A 15,543-nucleotide genomic window follows, 5' to 3' on the forward strand; every position below is an offset into this window, starting at 1 on the left:
TCCTTACGCTCTTAGGGAGCGATAGGCATGAAGGGAGTAAAGTGCCAACCCGGCCCAGATGAACAGGAAGCTGATCAAGTGGGTGTGGGTGAAGGTCTCACCGAAGAGGGTGATGGCCAGCAGGAAGTGCATGGTGGGGGTGATGTACTGCAAAAAGCCGATCGTTGCCAGACGCAGCTTCTTTCCTGCGGCGGCGAACAGCAGTAAGGGGATGGCGGTCACTATGCCCGACATCGGGATCAGCACGTCCAACGCAATACCGTGGGTGAGGAAGATGCCGGTTCCCTTCTGGTTCAACTGCACCAGGTAGAAGAGCGCAAACGGCATCAGGAGCAGGGTTTCGACGGTAAGCCCGACCAGCGGTTCGACGTGCAGCACCTTGCGGATCAACGCGTAAAGCCCGAAGGAGAGCGCAAGGAGTAGCGAGATCCAAGGTACGTTGCCGTATTGAATGGCGAGATAGAGGACGCCGGTGAAGGCAAGCGCGAGACTGATCCACTGCGGGCGCTCCAACCGCTCGCGCAGGAACAAGAAACCGAGCAGCACGTTGACCAGCGGATTGATGAAGTAGCCCAGGCTCGACTGCAACACCTCGCCGACGCTGATGGCGTAGATGAAGACCAGCCAGTTGGTAGCGATGAGAATAGTGGTAACGAAAAGGACGGCGAGTGCCTTCGGCCGTTTCAGAACCTCGATGGTGGCCGGCCAGACGCCCTTCCAGGTGAGGAGCAGTACCAGGAAGGCAAGCGACCATACGATCCGGTGCGAGACCATCTCCAGGGGCGGGACGACCTTGACGCTCTTGAAGTAGACCGGGAAGAATCCCCAGCAAAGGTAAGCCGCCAGTCCGTAGATGACGCCCTGGCGGCTTTTTTGTGCAGCGGTGAGCTCGGTATGTTCGGTGGTAGTGCTCATTCGAGTAGGTCCATTTCTCCTCCCCCCGGAGGGGGGGAGGTCGGGAGGGGGGGAAGGATTGGACAAGAGACGCCCCTTCCCCCTCCCCAGCCCTCCCCCTCCGGGGGAGGGAGCTTAGCTTCGGCGACTAAATAACTTTAAGCCCGCGCAGCAGGATGACGGTGATGGTGACGGGCGCCACGTACTTCACCAGGAACAAAAAGATACTGATGATGGCACCGTTTCTCAACTGTCCGTCGTTGGAGAGTGCCGCCCTCACCTTCTCCTCGCCCCATACCCATCCGACGAAGAGACAAATGAACAGACCGCCCACCGGCATCAGGAAGTTGGAGGTCACGAAGTCGTAGAGGTCGAACATGGTCATGCCGAAGAGCTTGAAGCCGGCCAGCGTGCTATTGGAAAGCGCGGCGGTCGAGCCGATCAGGGCCAAGAGAACCACGGTCAGCACGGTGGAGATGAAACGGGACATGCCGAAGCGCTGGTGCAGGTAGGCAACCGGGACTTCCAGGATGGAAAGCATCGCGCCGGTAGCGGCGATGGCGCCCAGCACGAAGAAGAGCACGACGAAGACGTTACCGAACGGCATCTGGGAGAAGACGGCCGGGATGGTGATGAAGAGCAGCGACGGGCCAGCTTCCGGCTTGAAGCCGTAGGTAAACACGGCCGGAAAGATCGCGATGCCGGCCAGGATGGAAACGGTCAGGTCGGCGAGCATGACGCGCAGCGCGGTCATCGGGATGTTCTGATCATCGCGGAAGTAGCTGCCGTAGGTGATCATGGTGCCCATACCGACGGAGAGTTTGAAGAAGGCGAGTCCCATGGCGGTAAGGACGACGGCCCCGGTCACCTTGGAGAAGTCCGGACGGAACAGGAATTCAAGACCGGCCGCGGCGCCGGGAAGCATCAGGCTTCTGACGCCGATCATGACCAGGATCAGGAACAGTACCGGCATGAGGCGCTTGGTGGTTTTCTCGATGCCTTTGGAAACGCCGGCGATGATGATGGCGCCCACGAAGACGAGCACCAGGCACTGCCAGAACACGGACTGCACCGGATCGGTGATCAGTTTCTCGAAGCCCGCCGAGGTGACCTTTGGGTCGGCGGAGAGGACGCTGCCGGAAGCGGCCTTGAAGATGTAGGCGAAGACCCACCCGGCCACCTCCGTGTAGAAGGCAAGGATCAGGAAGGCGGAGAGGACGCCGGCCGCGCCGATGAGGGCCCAGCTTTCGTTCTTGGGGTGCAGCACCTTGAAGGTGGTGAGCGCGTCGGACTTGGAGCGGCGGCCCAGCGTGAGTTCGGCAACCATGACCACGAGGCCGGCCATGAGGGTCGAGAGCAGGTAGACGATGATGAATGCGGCCCCGCCGTTCAGGCCGGTCAGCGCGGGGAATTTCCAGATGTTGCCCAAGCCTACCGCCGAACCGAGCGTCGCGGCGATGACTCCTAAACCCGATGTGAAACTGTCCCGTGCCTTGGTTACTTTTACGTTTTGCATGTTGTTGCCTGTGTCCTTTGCTCTCTTCCTGGTAATTAGCGGCAGCATTGCCGCGACTGCTTGGTTTAAATTCCTCCCTCTCCCCCTGGGAGAGGGTCGGGGTAAGGGCTGCTTTGTTGCTGGTGCCACCGCCCTCACCCGGCCTGCGGCCACCCTCTCCCGGAGGGCGAGGGTAAGATAGGGCGAATGATTATGCGCCCCTACTGGCAGAAGGGACTGGCTTTGTTAGGTGCCTGTCCCTTTAGCGGAACGCTCCTTTCAGCTCAGCCAACTTCCCAAGTAAAGGGGACAGGCACCTGGCGGAGCCAGTCCCCCTCATCCTTATTTTTTCAGTGCGGCAACCTGCCCGGAGGTGATGTGGCAGAGTTGCTCCGGAGTCAGCGCGAAGACGGCGTTGGGGGTGCCGGCGGCGGCCCACAACTCCGTGTAGCCGAGCAGGTCCTCGTCGATGAAGGTGGTGAGCGGCGCCGGGTGGCCGACCGGCGAAACCCCGCCGATGGCGTAGCCGGTCTGCTCGCGCACAAAGTCCGGCGTGGCCCGCTCGATCTTCTCGCCGGTGAGACTCGCCAGAACCTTCTCGTTCACCATGTTGGCGCCGCTTGCCACGACGAAGACGGCCTTGCCGCTCTCCTTGCCACGGAACACCAGCGACTTGACGATCTGCCCCACTTCGCAGCCTACCGCGTTGGCTGCGTCCACCGCGGTGCGGGTGCTCTCGCCGAACTCCTTGACCCGGCAATCGATACCGAAACCTTTCAGTGCGTCCTGTACCCTTTTCGCGCTTGCACTCAATGCTGAATCCATTCCTGCCTTCCTCCTGAGAAAGTCATAGAATAAAAACCGTTGGCCACGGAGGAAATCTGAGGACATCTGAGAAAGGCCTTAACCCGTTTAAAGGTTTTCTCCGATTTTCTCAGATTTTCTCCGTGGCTAATGGTTTATCGGTTTTGGCCGTTACCCTGGTGAAGAGGTACAGTCCGGCGAAGATGATCGATCCCCCCACCACCTGCCTCGGCGTCGGGTTCTCACCCAGGAACACGGCCGCCCACAGGATCGCCCCCAACGGCTCCCCCAAAATGCTCACCGACACGACGGACGCCTGCACGTAGCGCAGCACCCAGTTGAAGACGGTGTGCCCGAGGATGGTGCAAACAAGCGCCAGCGCCACGAAGATGAGCCAGTCCTGCCCGGGGTACGGGTGAAACGGCACGCCGCCGACGGCAGTCGCCGCACTCAACGTAATCGCGCTGGCGCCGTAGGTCACGAAGGTGTAGCCGGTAAGCGGCAGGCCGTGGCGCAGTCTCCTGCCGATCAGGAGGTATCCCGAGACCATCACGGCGGCGAAGAGCGCCAGCAGGTCGCCGATGAATGCCTTCTCTCCCACCTGAAAATCGGTGGCGCCGATCACGACGCTCCCCACGAAGGCGAGGAAGCAGCCGTAGAGCGCCTTGCGCGGCACGCGCTCCTTGAAGAAGATCCAGGAGCCGAGCACGACGAAGAGCGGCTGGGTGGTGACCAGCACCACGGAACTGGCGATGGAGGTGTACTTGAGCGAGATGAACCAGGTGACGAAGTGCAGCGCCAGGAAGACGCCACTGGCGGCGGAGAGGCCAACCTGGCGCGCGGTCATGCCGCGCAGAGCGGGCGCGCCGCCCCAAAGCGTGAAGGGCGCGAGGAAACAGAAGGTGAAAATGAGCCGGTAGGCCGCTATCACCAAGGGGGGAGCCGTGCAAACCCTCACCAGGATGGAGGAGAAGGAGACAGCAAAAACCCCTACCAGGATGGCCAGGTAGGGGTTGATCCAAGGTTTGGTTGTGGTGTCAGACACCCTACTCTCCCAGGTAAGCCTTTCTCACTTCGGGGTTGGACGCGAGTTCCTTGGCGTCGCCCTGCAGCACCACCTCGCCGGTCTCGAGGACGTAGGCGCGGTGGGCGATGGAGAGCGCCATGTTGGCGTTCTGCTCTACCAGGAGGATGGTGGTGCCGCTGGCGTTGATCTCCTGGATGATCTGGAAGATCTGCTCGACCAGCATCGGGGCGAGGCCCATGGAGGGCTCGTCCAGAAGGAGCAGTTTCGGGCGGGACATGAGCGCCCGGCCCATGGCCAGCATCTGCTGCTCGCCGCCGGAGAGGGTCTTGGCGGGCTGCTTCTTACGCTCGTTCAGGCGCGGGAAACGCTGGAAGATCTTCTCCATGTCGGAGGCGACCTCGTTGTCGCTTCTCGTGTAGGCGCCCATCTCGAGATTCTCGAGCACGCTCATCTTGGCGAAGACGCGGCGCCCCTCGGGGACCTGGGAGATGCCCAGCTTGACGATCTCGTGGGGCGGAAGCTTGGTGATCTCCTTGTCGAGGTAGGTGATCTTGCCGCCGACCGACGGAACGATGTTGGAGATGGTATTCAGGATGGTGGTCTTGCCGGCGCCGTTGGCGCCGATGAGGGCCACGATCTCACCCTGGTTGATCTGGAAGGAAACGTTTTGCAGCGCCTTGATGGCGCCGTAGTTCACGCTGACATTCTCTACCTTAAGCATCCGCTGCTCCTTTGCCGAGGTACGCCTCGATGACCTTCGGGTTCTTCCTGATCTCCTCGGGCGTGCCCTCGGCGATCTTGACCCCGTAGTCGAGGACGGCGATGCGGTGCGAGATCCCCATGACGAACTTCATGTCGTGCTCGACCAGGAACACCGTGACGCCGGTGGCGCTGATGGCCTTCACCATCTCGGCCAGAACCTGCTTCTCCTGCGGGTTCATGCCGGCGGCCGGTTCGTCCAGCAGGATGATCTGCGGCTTGATGGCAAGGGCGCGGGCGATCTCGAGGCGGCGCTGCTCACCGTAGGGAAGGTTCCCCGCCAGTTCGTACGCCTTGTGGGTCAGGTCCACCTGCTTCAGGCAGGACATGGCCAGTTCGGTCAGTTCCTTCTCCTCTTTGCGGACCCAGGGGAGGAACTTGAGGGCGGCGCCGGTCAGGTCGAAGGAGCCCTGGGTATGGGCGCCGATCAGGACGTTCTCGAGCACGGTCAACTGGGTGAAGAGCCTTATGTTCTGGAAGGTCCTGCCGATGCCGGAACCGGCGATCTTGAAGGCAGGCTTTCCGGAGATGCTCTCCCCCATGAAGGAGATCTGCCCCTCGGTCGGGGTGTAGATGCCGGTGATCAGGTTGAACATGGTGCTCTTGCCGGCACCGTTGGGCCCGATCAGGGCCATGATGCTCCCCTTCTCGACCTCGAGGTTTACCTTGTCTACGGCGACCAGGCCGCCGAAGCGGATGGTGACGTTATCGAGTTTAAGAATAGACATGCGTTACTCTCGTTTCGTGAGTTATTTGAGTAAGTTACTTCCCTGCCGGCTTCCTGCCAATTGCGCGCAGCAAAAGTTCGGTGACGTTGACGCCCCCCAGGAGCCCGTTGGGGCGGAACACCATCAGGAACACCAGCAGCGCGCCGTACACCAGCATGCGGTACTGGGACATGAAGCGCAGGAACTCGGGCGCCGAGGCGAGCACCGAGGAGCCGATCACGGCGCCGGGGACGCTCCCCAGGCCACCCAGGACCACCATGGCCAGGATGTCGACCGATTTCAGGAAGCCGAAGTCGGAGGGGTTGATGTAGCTCAGGAAGTGCGCGTAGAGCCCGCCGCCGATGCCGGCCATGAAGGAGCCCAGCGCGAAGGCCTGGATCTTGTACCGCGCCGTGTTGATGCCCATGGCGTCGGCCGCGATCTCGTCCTCGCGGATCGCCTTCAGCGCGCGCCCGAAACGGGAGCTCTGCACGAAGGTGACCAGGACGATGGCCAGGATGGCAACCACCCAGACGTAGATCGGCATGGGGATGGCGGTCTTGGCCGGCGGTACGGTGAGGCCGAGCGCCTTGTTGGTCGGCTCGAAGTTGAGGAAGAAGACCTTGACGATCTCCGCGAAGCCGAGGGTGCAGATGGCCAGGTAGTCGCCGGTGAGCCTCAGGATCGGGAAGCCGATGGCAGCCGCCACGATGGCGGTGACCACGCCGGTGACGGCGAGGTTGGCGACGAAGGGAAGACCGGTCTTGATGGTCACCATGGCGCTGGTGAAGGCGCCGATGCTCATGAACGCGGCGTGCCCCAGGGAGAGCTGGCCGGTCAGGCCGGTGATGACGTTAAGCCCCAGCGCCAGCACGACAGCGATGCCGACGTTGACGAGGATCTGCAACATGTACGGGTCGACAGAGCCGACCAAGCTGTTCAGGAAGTCTGCCATCGAATCTATACCTTCTTTGTAATTTTTTGGCCGAGGAGACCGGTCGGTTTGACGAGGAGCACCAGCACCAGGATGGTGAAGGCGATGGCGTCCCGGTAGGACGAGTAGCCGATGGCGACGCCGAAGACCTCGGAGACGCCCAGGAGCAGGCCGCCCAGCATGGCGCCGGGGATGGAGCCGATCCCGCCCAGGACCGCGGCGGCGAAGGCCTTCAAGCCGGCCATGAGGCCCATGTTGAAGGAGACCGCGTTGAAGAGGACGCCGACCAGCACGCCGCCGGCCGCCGCGAGCGCGGAGCCAAGGGCGAAGGTGAAGGAGATGACGCGGTTCACGTTGATCCCCATCAGGGCGGAGGTGTTGTAATCCTCGGAGGTGGCGCGCATCGCCTTGCCGATCTTGGTCTTCTGGACGATGAACTCGAGGGCCATCATGAGGACTGCCGAGACGCCGATGATGAGGAGCTGCAGGGTGGAGATGTCAGCGGTCCCCACCTTGATCTGCCGCACCGGGAAAGCACCGTCGGGGAAACCCTTGGCGTCGGCGCCGAACACCATGAGCGCCAGCGAGGAGAGGAAGATGGAAACGCCGATCGCGGAGATGAGCGCGGAAAGGCGGGAGGACTTCCTCAGCGGGCGGTAGGCGATCAGTTCGATGATCACGCCCATGAGCATGCAGAAGACCATGGCACCTGCCATGGCGACGAACACGTTCACCTTGAAGGCGGAGACCAGCAGCAGGCCGATGAAGGCGCCCGCCATGAAGATCTCGCCGTGGGCGAAGTTGATCAGGGTGATGATCCCGTAGACCATGGTGTAGCCGAGGGCGATGAGCGCGTAGACGCTCCCCAGGGCCACGCCGTTTACTAGCTGTTGTAAGAACATGTCGACTTCCTTCCGACTGGATTTGTCTGACCAAAAACCCGCTTCCCGCTAGGTGGTCGAATTTCAGGTTAAAATTTTCTCAAAATAAAACACAGGAATAGCTTGAGATGTATACCATAAGGTCTTGGAAATAAGCAAGCTATTGGTAAACATGATGTAGTCGGCAAAACCGAGCAGGCACCGAAAATAAAACAAGAGCAGGTCCTCTAATGAGTGGCCTGACCCTCGACCGCGCGACACTTTACAACAGCTGGAACTGTTTCGCAATCTTAAACTTTTGATTAACGCAAAAAACGGCCCCGCAAATCGCGGCGCCGTTACCGAATATCTTCATATTCATCGTTTTAAAACAGTGGCTGAATTCTCTGCTCAGGTCCGTAGTCTGTGGGACCAAGTCATCAAGTTTAGCGTCGATTTAAGTCGAAAGCCCTCACCCGGCCTTCGGCCACCCTCTCCCGGAGGGCGAGGGGGCAGGCTCCTTTTCCTGGTTCCCAAGCTCCAGCTTGGGAACCCATATGGCGTAAAACTCCAGCTTTGCATCCGAGGGAAGTTTGTGCTTCGGAGAGGCTTTGCGTTCCCAAGGCGGACCTTGGGAACGAGATCAAGGGCCATAAAAAAGATGCCGTGGACGGAGGAGGAGGCGTCCACGGCACAATTACATGACAACTCTTTCTAACCACTACTTTTCCAAAGGGGACTGGCTCCGCAGGTGCCTGTCCCCTTTTGGACTTGTCCCCCCTCCCCTAGCGGGAGGGGGTTAGGGGGTGGGGGAAGTGGCCATCGTTTCGGGACTTGCGGCTTCACCCACCCCCCTGCCCCCTCCTGTCAAGGGAGAGGGAGATCGGTGGCTCCGCCTTGCTCTTCTCGAACCACCCATACACTGCAGGAATAATCAACAGAGTTAACAGCGTCGAGGTGATCAATCCGCCCACGACTACTGTGGCCAATGGCTTCTGGATCTCGGAACCGGTCCCGCCGGCAAAGAGCATCGGCATAAGGCTGAAGATGGCGATGGATGCCGTCATCAGCACCGGCCGCAACCGGTCCACGGCTCCTTTACGAACCGCCTCACCTAAAGCGAGCCCCTCCTCGCGCAACTGCGCGATTCTCGAGACCAGCACCAACCCGTTCAGTACCGCGACACCGAAAAGGACGATGAAGCCGACGGAGGCCGGCACCGACAGGTACTGCCCGGACAGGAACAGCGAGAAGATGCCGCCGATGAGCGCGAAGGGAAGATTCGAGAGCACCAGCAGGGCCAGCCTGATGGAACGGAAGGTAACGTAGAGCAGCAGCAGTATCAGCGCGACCGCCACCGGCCCGATGATCATCAACCTGCTCATGGCGCGCTGCTGGTTCTCGAACTGCCCCCCCCAGGTGAGGTAGTAGCCGGAAGGGAGCTTGACCTGGTCCTTGATCTTCCGTTTCGCCTCGGCTACGAAGCTGCCGATATCCCGGCCGCTCACGTTCATCTCGATGCCGATCCTTCTCACCCCGTCCTGGCGGCTGATCTGCACCGGCCCCTCCACCATCTTCACCTCGGCTAGCTGCTCCAGCGGGATGTTCATCCCCGATTTCGTGGACACCAGCAGATTCTGGATCGCCTCCAGCGAGTTCCTCTTCTCCTCGGGGAGACGGACGTTGATGTCGAAGCTGCGGTTGGATTCGTAGAAGGTGGAAGCGGCCTTCCCCGCCACGGCGATCTCGATGACGTTCTGCACGTCGCTTATGTTGAGCCCGTAACGGGCGATCCTGGCGCGGTCGATGGCGACGGTGAGATAGGGCTGCCCGGACACCTTTTCGGTGTTCAGGTCGGTCCCGCCGCGCACCGTGGAGAGCACCCTGGCTATTTCCGCCGACTTGTCGCGCAGCACGTCCAGGTCATCGCCGAACAGTTTGACGATGAGCTGCGCCCTGGTGCCCGCCACCAGTTCGTCGATGCGGCACTGGACCGGCTGGCTGAAGCCGAAGCTGATCCCCGGGATGGTCTCCAGCGCCTCCCGCATCTCGTTGGTCAGCTCTTCCTTCGAGATGTCACGCTTCCATTGTTCCTTGGGCTTGAAGACACCGACATACCCGGTCTTGTCGGGTCCCCGGGTGTCGAGGGCGACGCCGGTCTGCCCGATGCGCCCCACCACCACGTCCAACTCGTCGAACTTCTTGAGCCGCGCGGTTGCCTGCTGGTTCACCTCGAGCGCCTTGGCCAGGGAAACCCCGGGGAGCATGGCGATGTCCATGTCGAAGGAACCTTCGTCCATGATGGGCATGAACTCGGTGCCGAGCCTCGTCACCAGGAACAGCGAGAAGACCAGCAGGCCGCCTGCGATGCCGAGCACCACCTTCCTGCGGTCGAGTGCGTACTCCAAAAGCGGCAGGTACTGCCCCTTCGCCCAAACCATGATCCGGCTCTCCTGTTCAGGCTGAGGCTTGAGAATGATGCTGCAGAGCACGGGGATGACGAAGATGGAAAGAAGCAGCGATGCCAGGAGCGCGATGGCGACGGTGATGGCCAGGGGGCCGAACATTTTCCCCTCGATCCCCTCCAGGGTCAGGATGGGGATGAAGGTGAGCGCGATGATCAGCTCCCCGAAGATGCTGGGTTTGCGCACCTCCATCACGGCCTTCAACACTGTCTTCAGTTTCGGCTCCCGTTCGCCTGCCTCGCTCAAGTGGCGTTGCACGTTCTCCACCTGGATGATGGTGGTGTCGATGATCATGCCGATCGAGATGGCCAGGCCGCCCAGGGACATAAGGTTGGCGGTGATGCCGGTCAGCTTCATGACGATGAAGGTGGCCAGAAGCGACAGCGGCAGCGCCAGGAGCACGACGACGCTGCCCCGGATGCTGTTAAGCAGCAGGTAGAGCACAATGAGGACCAGTATGGCTCCCTCGACGAGCGCCTTGTTCACCGTCCCCACGCTTCCCTTCACGATGTCGCTGCGGTCGTAGTACGGCACGAGCTTGACGCCCTCGGGGAGCATGTTGCTCTCGTTGATCTCCTTCACTTTCGCGGCCACCCGGGCCACCACGTCGCGGCTGTTTTCACCACGGAGCATCATCACGATGCCCCCCACCGCCTCGCCGGCGGCGTCTTTGATGGCGGCGCCCATGCGTACCGCTTCGCCGACCTTGACCTGGGCCACGTCGCGCAGATAGACCGGCGTCCCCCCCTGCGACTTCAGGACGATGTTCTCGATATCCCCGGTACTCTGGATGAGCCCCACCCCGCGCACGATGTACTGGTCGGCACCCCGCTCCAGCACGTTGCCGCCGACGTTGCTGTTGTTGCTGCCGATGGCGTCGTGCACGTCCGCCACCGTTACCCCGTACTTGAGCAGCTTGTCCGGCGAGACCTCCACCTGGTACTGCTTGAAGTAGCCGCCGAACGAGTTGATCTCGTTGACGCCCGGGACGCTCTTCAACTGCGGAGTGATGACCCACTCCTGGAGGGTGCGCAGGTTGGTGAGGTAGGCGCGCCGCTCATCCGGGTTCTGGGGCACCTTCCCTTCCAAGGTGTACTGGTAAATCTCACCCATGGCGGTGCCGATGGGACCCATGGCGACCTCGACACCTTTTGGGACTTTCTCCCTGGCCTCCGCCAGCCGCTCGAAGACCAGCTGCCGGGCGAAGTAGATGTCGACGTTATCTTTGAACACCACGGTGACAATGGAGAGGCCGAACTTGGTCACCGAGCGGAGCTGCTCGATATCGGGAAGTCCGCGCATCGCCATCTCGATGGGATAGGTGACGTTGCGCTCGATTTCCACCGCAGAGAGCCCATCGGCATGGCTCACCACCTCGACCTGGATATTGGTGACATCAGGGAACGCGTCGATGGGGAGCTTTTGATAGGAATAGAAGCCGAAGACGACGATCACCAGCGCAGCGAAGATGACCATACCCTTCTGCTTCAGCATGTATGCGACTGTTTTTTCAAGCATGGGTGCTGGTCTCCTTAGTGGTCGTGCCCCTCGATTTCGCCCTTTTGCAGCTCCGATTTTAGGACGAAGCCCCCCTTCACCGCCAGCCGCTCCCCTTCCTTGAGGCCGGAGACGACTTCCACCAGGCCGCCCGACGTCCGCCCCAATTCAACCTTGCGCGCCTCGAAGGCGGCATCACCCTCGGCAACGAAGACGAGCTTCTTCCCCTCCAGTTCGACGACCGCCTCTTCGGGCACGGCCAGAACCGGCGCTGCGTCCGCCGCAGTAGCCAGCTCCACGGTGGCGAACATCTCCGGCTTCAGCTTACGGCCCGGATTGGCGACCTCGACCCTGGCCTTGATGGTGCGGGTCGCCTGGTCGACGACGTCAGCCAGGTAGGTGATGCGGCCGCGGAACTTGCTCTCGGGAAAGGCGCTGACGGAGACGGTCGCGCTCTGCCCCCGGCGCACCTTGGCAATGTCCTTCTCGTGGATGTCCACCAGCACCCATACCGAGGAGAGGTCGGCGATGGTGTAAAGACTCTTGGCGGGGTCGGAGAGCTCGCCGACGATGGCATGCTTTTCGGTGATGACACCGCCGATGGGCGCGCGCACCGGCAGCAGCGGTTTTCTATCCGCCTTCAGGTCGGCTGCCGAGACGCCGTACAGTGAAAGACGTTCCTGGTCGGTGTGCAGTTCGGTCTGCGCCGTCTTGAAATCGGTCTCCGCCTGGAGGATCTCCTTTCTGGCCGCGATCTTCTTGTCCACCAAGACCTTTACCCGCTCCATGTTGGACTGGGCCAGGGCCAGCCTGGTCTTGGACTGGTGGTAGCGGCTCAGCGCCTCGCCCAATTCCACGCTGTCCAGGATCGCCAGTACCTGCCCCGCCCCCACGCCATCGCCAAGCGAGGCCTTTACAGCCACGATCTTACCGGGAATGCGCGGCGACACGTGCGCGATCCGGTCGGCATTGGCCTCGACTTTGCCGGTCGCACTGATAACGCCAGGCATCTGCGTTTTCTTGACAGCAGCCACCGTCACTCCATTTTGTTTCTGCACCTCTGCGGCCATCTTGACGAGCTTCTCGCCATGCTCGTCGTGTCCCTTCTCTTCCTTGCCCTCGACGTGCCCCCCCTTCTCTTCCAGGTGAGCGTCCTTCTCTTCGCCATGTGCCGCCTCGCCATGTTCGGCGTGCCCGCCACTTCCCGGAGTGTTGATCAGCCGGTAGGCGACACCGCCCCCGAGCGCGATGGTCAGGATGAGGCCGATGATGATTCCCTTCTTGTTCACTGCGCACCTCCGTTGATGTCAGCGGCTACCGCCGATTCCAGTTCGTTGAGAGCTACCTGCCTTGCGTGCAGGGCGGCGAGGTAACGGTCGCTTACCTCGAAGTACTTCTTCTGCTCCTCGATCACCGCCAGGATGCCGACTTCGCCGAGACGGTAGGCCTCCTGGGTCAGCTTCAGGTTTTCGTCGAGCTGGCGCAGGATATCCGAACGGTACAGGGAGAGCACCTTTTCGGCATTGGCGAGGCTTGCGTGTGCGCTCTCTACCTCTCGCTCCACGCTCACGGCCGCACCCTGTAGCCGGATCTCGGCGCTGGAGCGTTTGGCCCGCGCCTCCTGCTGCCCGGCCTGATTTCGGTCGAAGACCGGGATCGGCATCGAGAGTTTCAGCCCTATGGTGTAGGACGTTTCCCGCCCCTCGACGCCCCCGATCTCCATGGATGAAGTGTCGCGGCTCAGCGCGACGCCGGCGGTAAGGTTGGGAATCCCTTCCGCCTCGGCGAGCACGACCTCGGCGTCACTCTTCTGCATAGCTGCATGCAGCGCCTTCAGGTCGGGACGGCTCTGCATGGCAGCCTGCTTCAGGTCCCCCACCCCCTTTATGCGAACGTCATTGCGGTTCAACGTCCCACCCAAAAGCGGCGCTGCTGTCGGCGGGAGGGCCATGAGCGCGAACAGTTTCGCCCTGCTGTCCAGCAGGGTTCGCTGCAGCTCGATCAGGTTGGCCTCGCTGCGGACCAGTTCGACCCGGACCAGGTACATCTCAAGTTCTGGGATGTCTCCCGCCGTCAAGCGATCCGCCGCCACCTGCAGCAGTTGCTTGTTGAGATCGATGGAATGATGGGCCAGTCCGACCCGCTCCTGGGCGAGCAGCACGTCGCAGTAAGCCGCCTGCACCTGCTCCTTGAGAGCGCGCTCGCGGTCCGCCACCTGCCAGCGGTAGCCTGCAAGGTCACGCTCCGCCACGGTGCGGCGCTTGAGGCGCTTGTCCCCCAGCAGGAACTCCTGCGAGATACCAACGGAAACGTTGCTGTCGTCGCTGCTGCCGGTAAGCGCGCCGGTGGCCGCTTCCAGTTCCAGCGTTGGATTGGGGATTACCCCGGCCCGTACTGCGGCGGCGTCAAAGACACCGGCTTCTTTGCGCAAAGAGACGAGCTCCGGGCTGTTGTCGAGCGCAGCCGCCACGGCCTGCTGCAGTGAAAGTGGCTGCGGCTCCGCCCATACGGGTACGGCTGCCAATAGAGACAAGGCGACGGCCACGGCTAGGCATGCGCCGCTGAAGGGGTTGGTTGCCAAGAAAAACCTCCTGAAAGCAATTGGAAAAGGAAAAGAGATAAGGCAGAACACGGCACGACTACGCCGGGAGAACAGGCTCCGGCAAAGGACGTACTACGGCCGTGAAAGGGGTGTTACGCGCGTAACTGCGGGGGAACGAACTTGGAGAGGAAAACTTCGGGTATGAAGGTAAAGCGGTCGAAGGTATGGAGAGCGGCAAAAACAGGATGGTAGTCGAGGGAGAAATGACCGACGCTCAACGAGACGTGGCAGGCGCAGTCACAGCAGAAGTCACAGTTGTCATGGCCGGCGTCGCCCTGCAAGGGGCAGTCGGGGGTGTCGCAGCCACGGTCGACATGGGAAGCGGCCTGCATGCAGTCAGCGGCCGTCCCGCAGCCCTCCAGGGCGTGCGCGTTGTCACAGGCGCCGCTCAAAAAGGTGCAGAAAATCACCGCGAGCAGCAGGAAGGAGCAGAATTTGACGGGGAATGAATTACGCATGCGTTGGTGAAGATAACGAATGAATAAAGACAGTGTCAAGACAAAAGGGGCGAATTACTCGCCCCTGATCTCAGTATCAAGATGCGGCTCATGCAGCTTGACCGGCTTGCCCCGCCTCATCCTCAGGTTGAGCATTTCCACCATGACCGAGAAAGCCATGGCGAAGTAGATGTACCCCTTGGGGATGTGCATATCGAAGCCCTCCCCGATGAGCGAGACGCCGATCAGGAGCAGGAAGCTGAGAGCCAGCATCTTGATGGTCGGGTGCTTTTCCACGAAGGCGCTGATCTTGCCGGAGAAGAGCATCATGAAACCAACGGCGATCACCACGGCGGTGACCATGATGAAGAGCTGGCTCGCCATGCCGATGGCGGTGATGATGGAGTCGAGCGAGAAGACGATGTCGAGCAGCAGGATCTGCACGATGACCGCGCCGAAGGTGGCGCCGACCTTGGCGGCATGCACCACCTCGTCCCCTTCCAGTTTCTCGTGGATTTCCATGGTGCTCTTCCAGATCAGGAAGAGGCCGCCGGAGAGGAGGATGAGGTCGCGGCCGGAGATATCATTGCCGAAAAGGGTGAACAGCGGCGTGGTGAGCCCCATGAGCCAGGAAAGCGAGAAGAGCAGCGCCACGCGGATGAACATCGCCAGGCCGAGGCCGGTCAGTCTCGCCCTCTCCTGCTGGGCTGCGGGGAGTTTGCTGGCCTGGATGGAGATGAAGATGATGTTGTCGATGCCGAGCACGATCTCCAGTGCGCTCAGTGTCACCAGTGCCATCCAGACCTGCGGGTCGGTAAGCCAGTCCATTATGTCTCCTATAGAACCGCGTCCCTGTAAGGGAACGCGGCGTACTGTAGGGGCGAATAATCATTCGCCCCCCTTGATCGCGTCATAACCTCTCGCGCCATCGGCACAGGCTAGGGCACCGGCGGCTGGGCAAATAATTATTTGCCCCTACAGGTCCCCTCTCCCCCTGGGAGAGGGTGGCCGCAGGCCGGGTGAGGGGTCTTGCCACATCGTGACAAGTTGCTGGTTGCCCTG

13 protein-coding genes are annotated in these 15,543 nt (G+C 61.4%); all 13 read right to left on the reverse strand.

The window, feature by feature from the left end:
* Positions 1 to 3: 3 nt before the first annotated feature.
* Complete coding sequence (rarD, locus tag H7687_RS07265; RefSeq protein ID WP_183346394.1) at positions 4 to 915, reverse strand: EamA family transporter RarD; 912 nt, start codon at positions 913 to 915, stop codon at positions 4 to 6.
* Between the two features lie 127 nt (positions 916 to 1,042).
* The gene (locus H7687_RS07270; RefSeq protein ID WP_183346395.1) at positions 1,043 to 2,410 is read right to left on the reverse strand and encodes a sodium-dependent transporter; all 1,368 of its coding nucleotides are present in this window, start codon (positions 2,408 to 2,410) and stop codon (positions 1,043 to 1,045) included.
* Positions 2,411 to 2,731: 321 nt separating this feature from the next.
* A complete protein-coding gene (locus H7687_RS07275) occupies positions 2,732 to 3,214 on the reverse strand; it encodes a YbaK/EbsC family protein (protein WP_183346396.1) in 483 nt (160 codons plus the stop codon).
* Between the two features lie 109 nt (positions 3,215 to 3,323).
* Positions 3,324 to 4,238, reverse strand: coding sequence for a DMT family transporter (locus tag H7687_RS07280; protein ID WP_183346397.1), 915 nt, complete (start codon positions 4,236 to 4,238; stop codon positions 3,324 to 3,326).
* Between the two features lies 1 nt (position 4,239).
* Positions 4,240 to 4,941: an ABC transporter ATP-binding protein gene (locus H7687_RS07285; protein ID WP_183346398.1), complete on the reverse strand. Its 702-nt coding sequence runs from the start codon at positions 4,939 to 4,941 to the stop codon at positions 4,240 to 4,242.
* The gene (locus H7687_RS07290; RefSeq protein ID WP_183346399.1) at positions 4,934 to 5,707 is read right to left on the reverse strand and encodes an ABC transporter ATP-binding protein; all 774 of its coding nucleotides are present in this window, start codon (positions 5,705 to 5,707) and stop codon (positions 4,934 to 4,936) included. The genes H7687_RS07285 and H7687_RS07290 overlap by 8 nt, the downstream gene beginning before the upstream one ends.
* A gap of 34 nt (positions 5,708 to 5,741) precedes the next feature.
* A complete protein-coding gene (locus tag H7687_RS07295; RefSeq protein ID WP_183346400.1) occupies positions 5,742 to 6,641 on the reverse strand; it encodes a branched-chain amino acid ABC transporter permease in 900 nt (299 codons plus the stop codon).
* 5 nt (positions 6,642 to 6,646) lie between these two features.
* Positions 6,647 to 7,522, reverse strand: a complete 876-nt coding sequence (locus tag H7687_RS07300; RefSeq protein ID WP_183346401.1) for a branched-chain amino acid ABC transporter permease — start codon at positions 7,520 to 7,522, stop codon at positions 6,647 to 6,649.
* An 800-nt stretch (positions 7,523 to 8,322) separates the two neighbouring features.
* The gene (locus H7687_RS07305) at positions 8,323 to 11,463 is read right to left on the reverse strand and encodes an efflux RND transporter permease subunit (protein ID WP_183346402.1); all 3,141 of its coding nucleotides are present in this window, start codon (positions 11,461 to 11,463) and stop codon (positions 8,323 to 8,325) included.
* A gap of 14 nt (positions 11,464 to 11,477) precedes the next feature.
* Entirely contained in the window at positions 11,478 to 12,731 is a 1,254-nt protein-coding gene (locus H7687_RS07310) for an efflux RND transporter periplasmic adaptor subunit (protein ID WP_183346403.1), read from the reverse strand.
* Entirely contained in the window at positions 12,728 to 14,023 is a 1,296-nt protein-coding gene (locus tag H7687_RS07315; protein WP_183346404.1) for a TolC family protein, read from the reverse strand. Before H7687_RS07315 ends, H7687_RS07310 begins: the two co-directional genes overlap by 4 nt.
* A gap of 113 nt (positions 14,024 to 14,136) precedes the next feature.
* On the reverse strand, positions 14,137 to 14,502 hold the full coding sequence (locus H7687_RS07320; protein WP_183346405.1) for a hypothetical protein: 366 nt from the start codon (positions 14,500 to 14,502) through the stop codon (positions 14,137 to 14,139).
* A 54-nt stretch (positions 14,503 to 14,556) separates the two neighbouring features.
* Complete coding sequence (locus H7687_RS07325; protein WP_183346406.1) at positions 14,557 to 15,309, reverse strand: TerC family protein; 753 nt, start codon at positions 15,307 to 15,309, stop codon at positions 14,557 to 14,559.
* Positions 15,310 to 15,543: the final 234 nt, after the last annotated feature.

Source organism: Geomonas paludis (assembly GCF_014193585.1).
Classification (GTDB): Bacteria; Desulfobacterota; Desulfuromonadia; order Geobacterales; family Geobacteraceae; genus Geomonas; species Geomonas paludis.

Coding starts and splice junctions, on each gene's coding strand:
- rarD (WP_183346394.1), bottom strand. CDS start 915: ATGAGCACTACCACCGAACATACCGAGCTCACCGCTGCACAAAAAAGC.
- H7687_RS07270 (WP_183346395.1), bottom strand. CDS start 2,410: ATGCAAAACGTAAAAGTAACCAAGGCACGGGACAGTTTCACATCGGGT.
- H7687_RS07275 (WP_183346396.1), bottom strand. CDS start 3,214: ATGGATTCAGCATTGAGTGCAAGCGCGAAAAGGGTACAGGACGCACTG.
- H7687_RS07285 (WP_183346398.1), bottom strand. CDS start 4,941: ATGCTTAAGGTAGAGAATGTCAGCGTGAACTACGGCGCCATCAAGGCG.
- H7687_RS07290 (WP_183346399.1), bottom strand. CDS start 5,707: ATGTCTATTCTTAAACTCGATAACGTCACCATCCGCTTCGGCGGCCTG.
- H7687_RS07295 (WP_183346400.1), bottom strand. CDS start 6,641: ATGGCAGACTTCCTGAACAGCTTGGTCGGCTCTGTCGACCCGTACATG.
- H7687_RS07300 (WP_183346401.1), bottom strand. CDS start 7,522: ATGTTCTTACAACAGCTAGTAAACGGCGTGGCCCTGGGGAGCGTCTAC.
- H7687_RS07305 (WP_183346402.1), bottom strand. CDS start 11,463: ATGCTTGAAAAAACAGTCGCATACATGCTGAAGCAGAAGGGTATGGTC.
- H7687_RS07320 (WP_183346405.1), bottom strand. CDS start 14,502: ATGCGTAATTCATTCCCCGTCAAATTCTGCTCCTTCCTGCTGCTCGCG.
- H7687_RS07325 (WP_183346406.1), bottom strand. CDS start 15,309: ATGGACTGGCTTACCGACCCGCAGGTCTGGATGGCACTGGTGACACTG.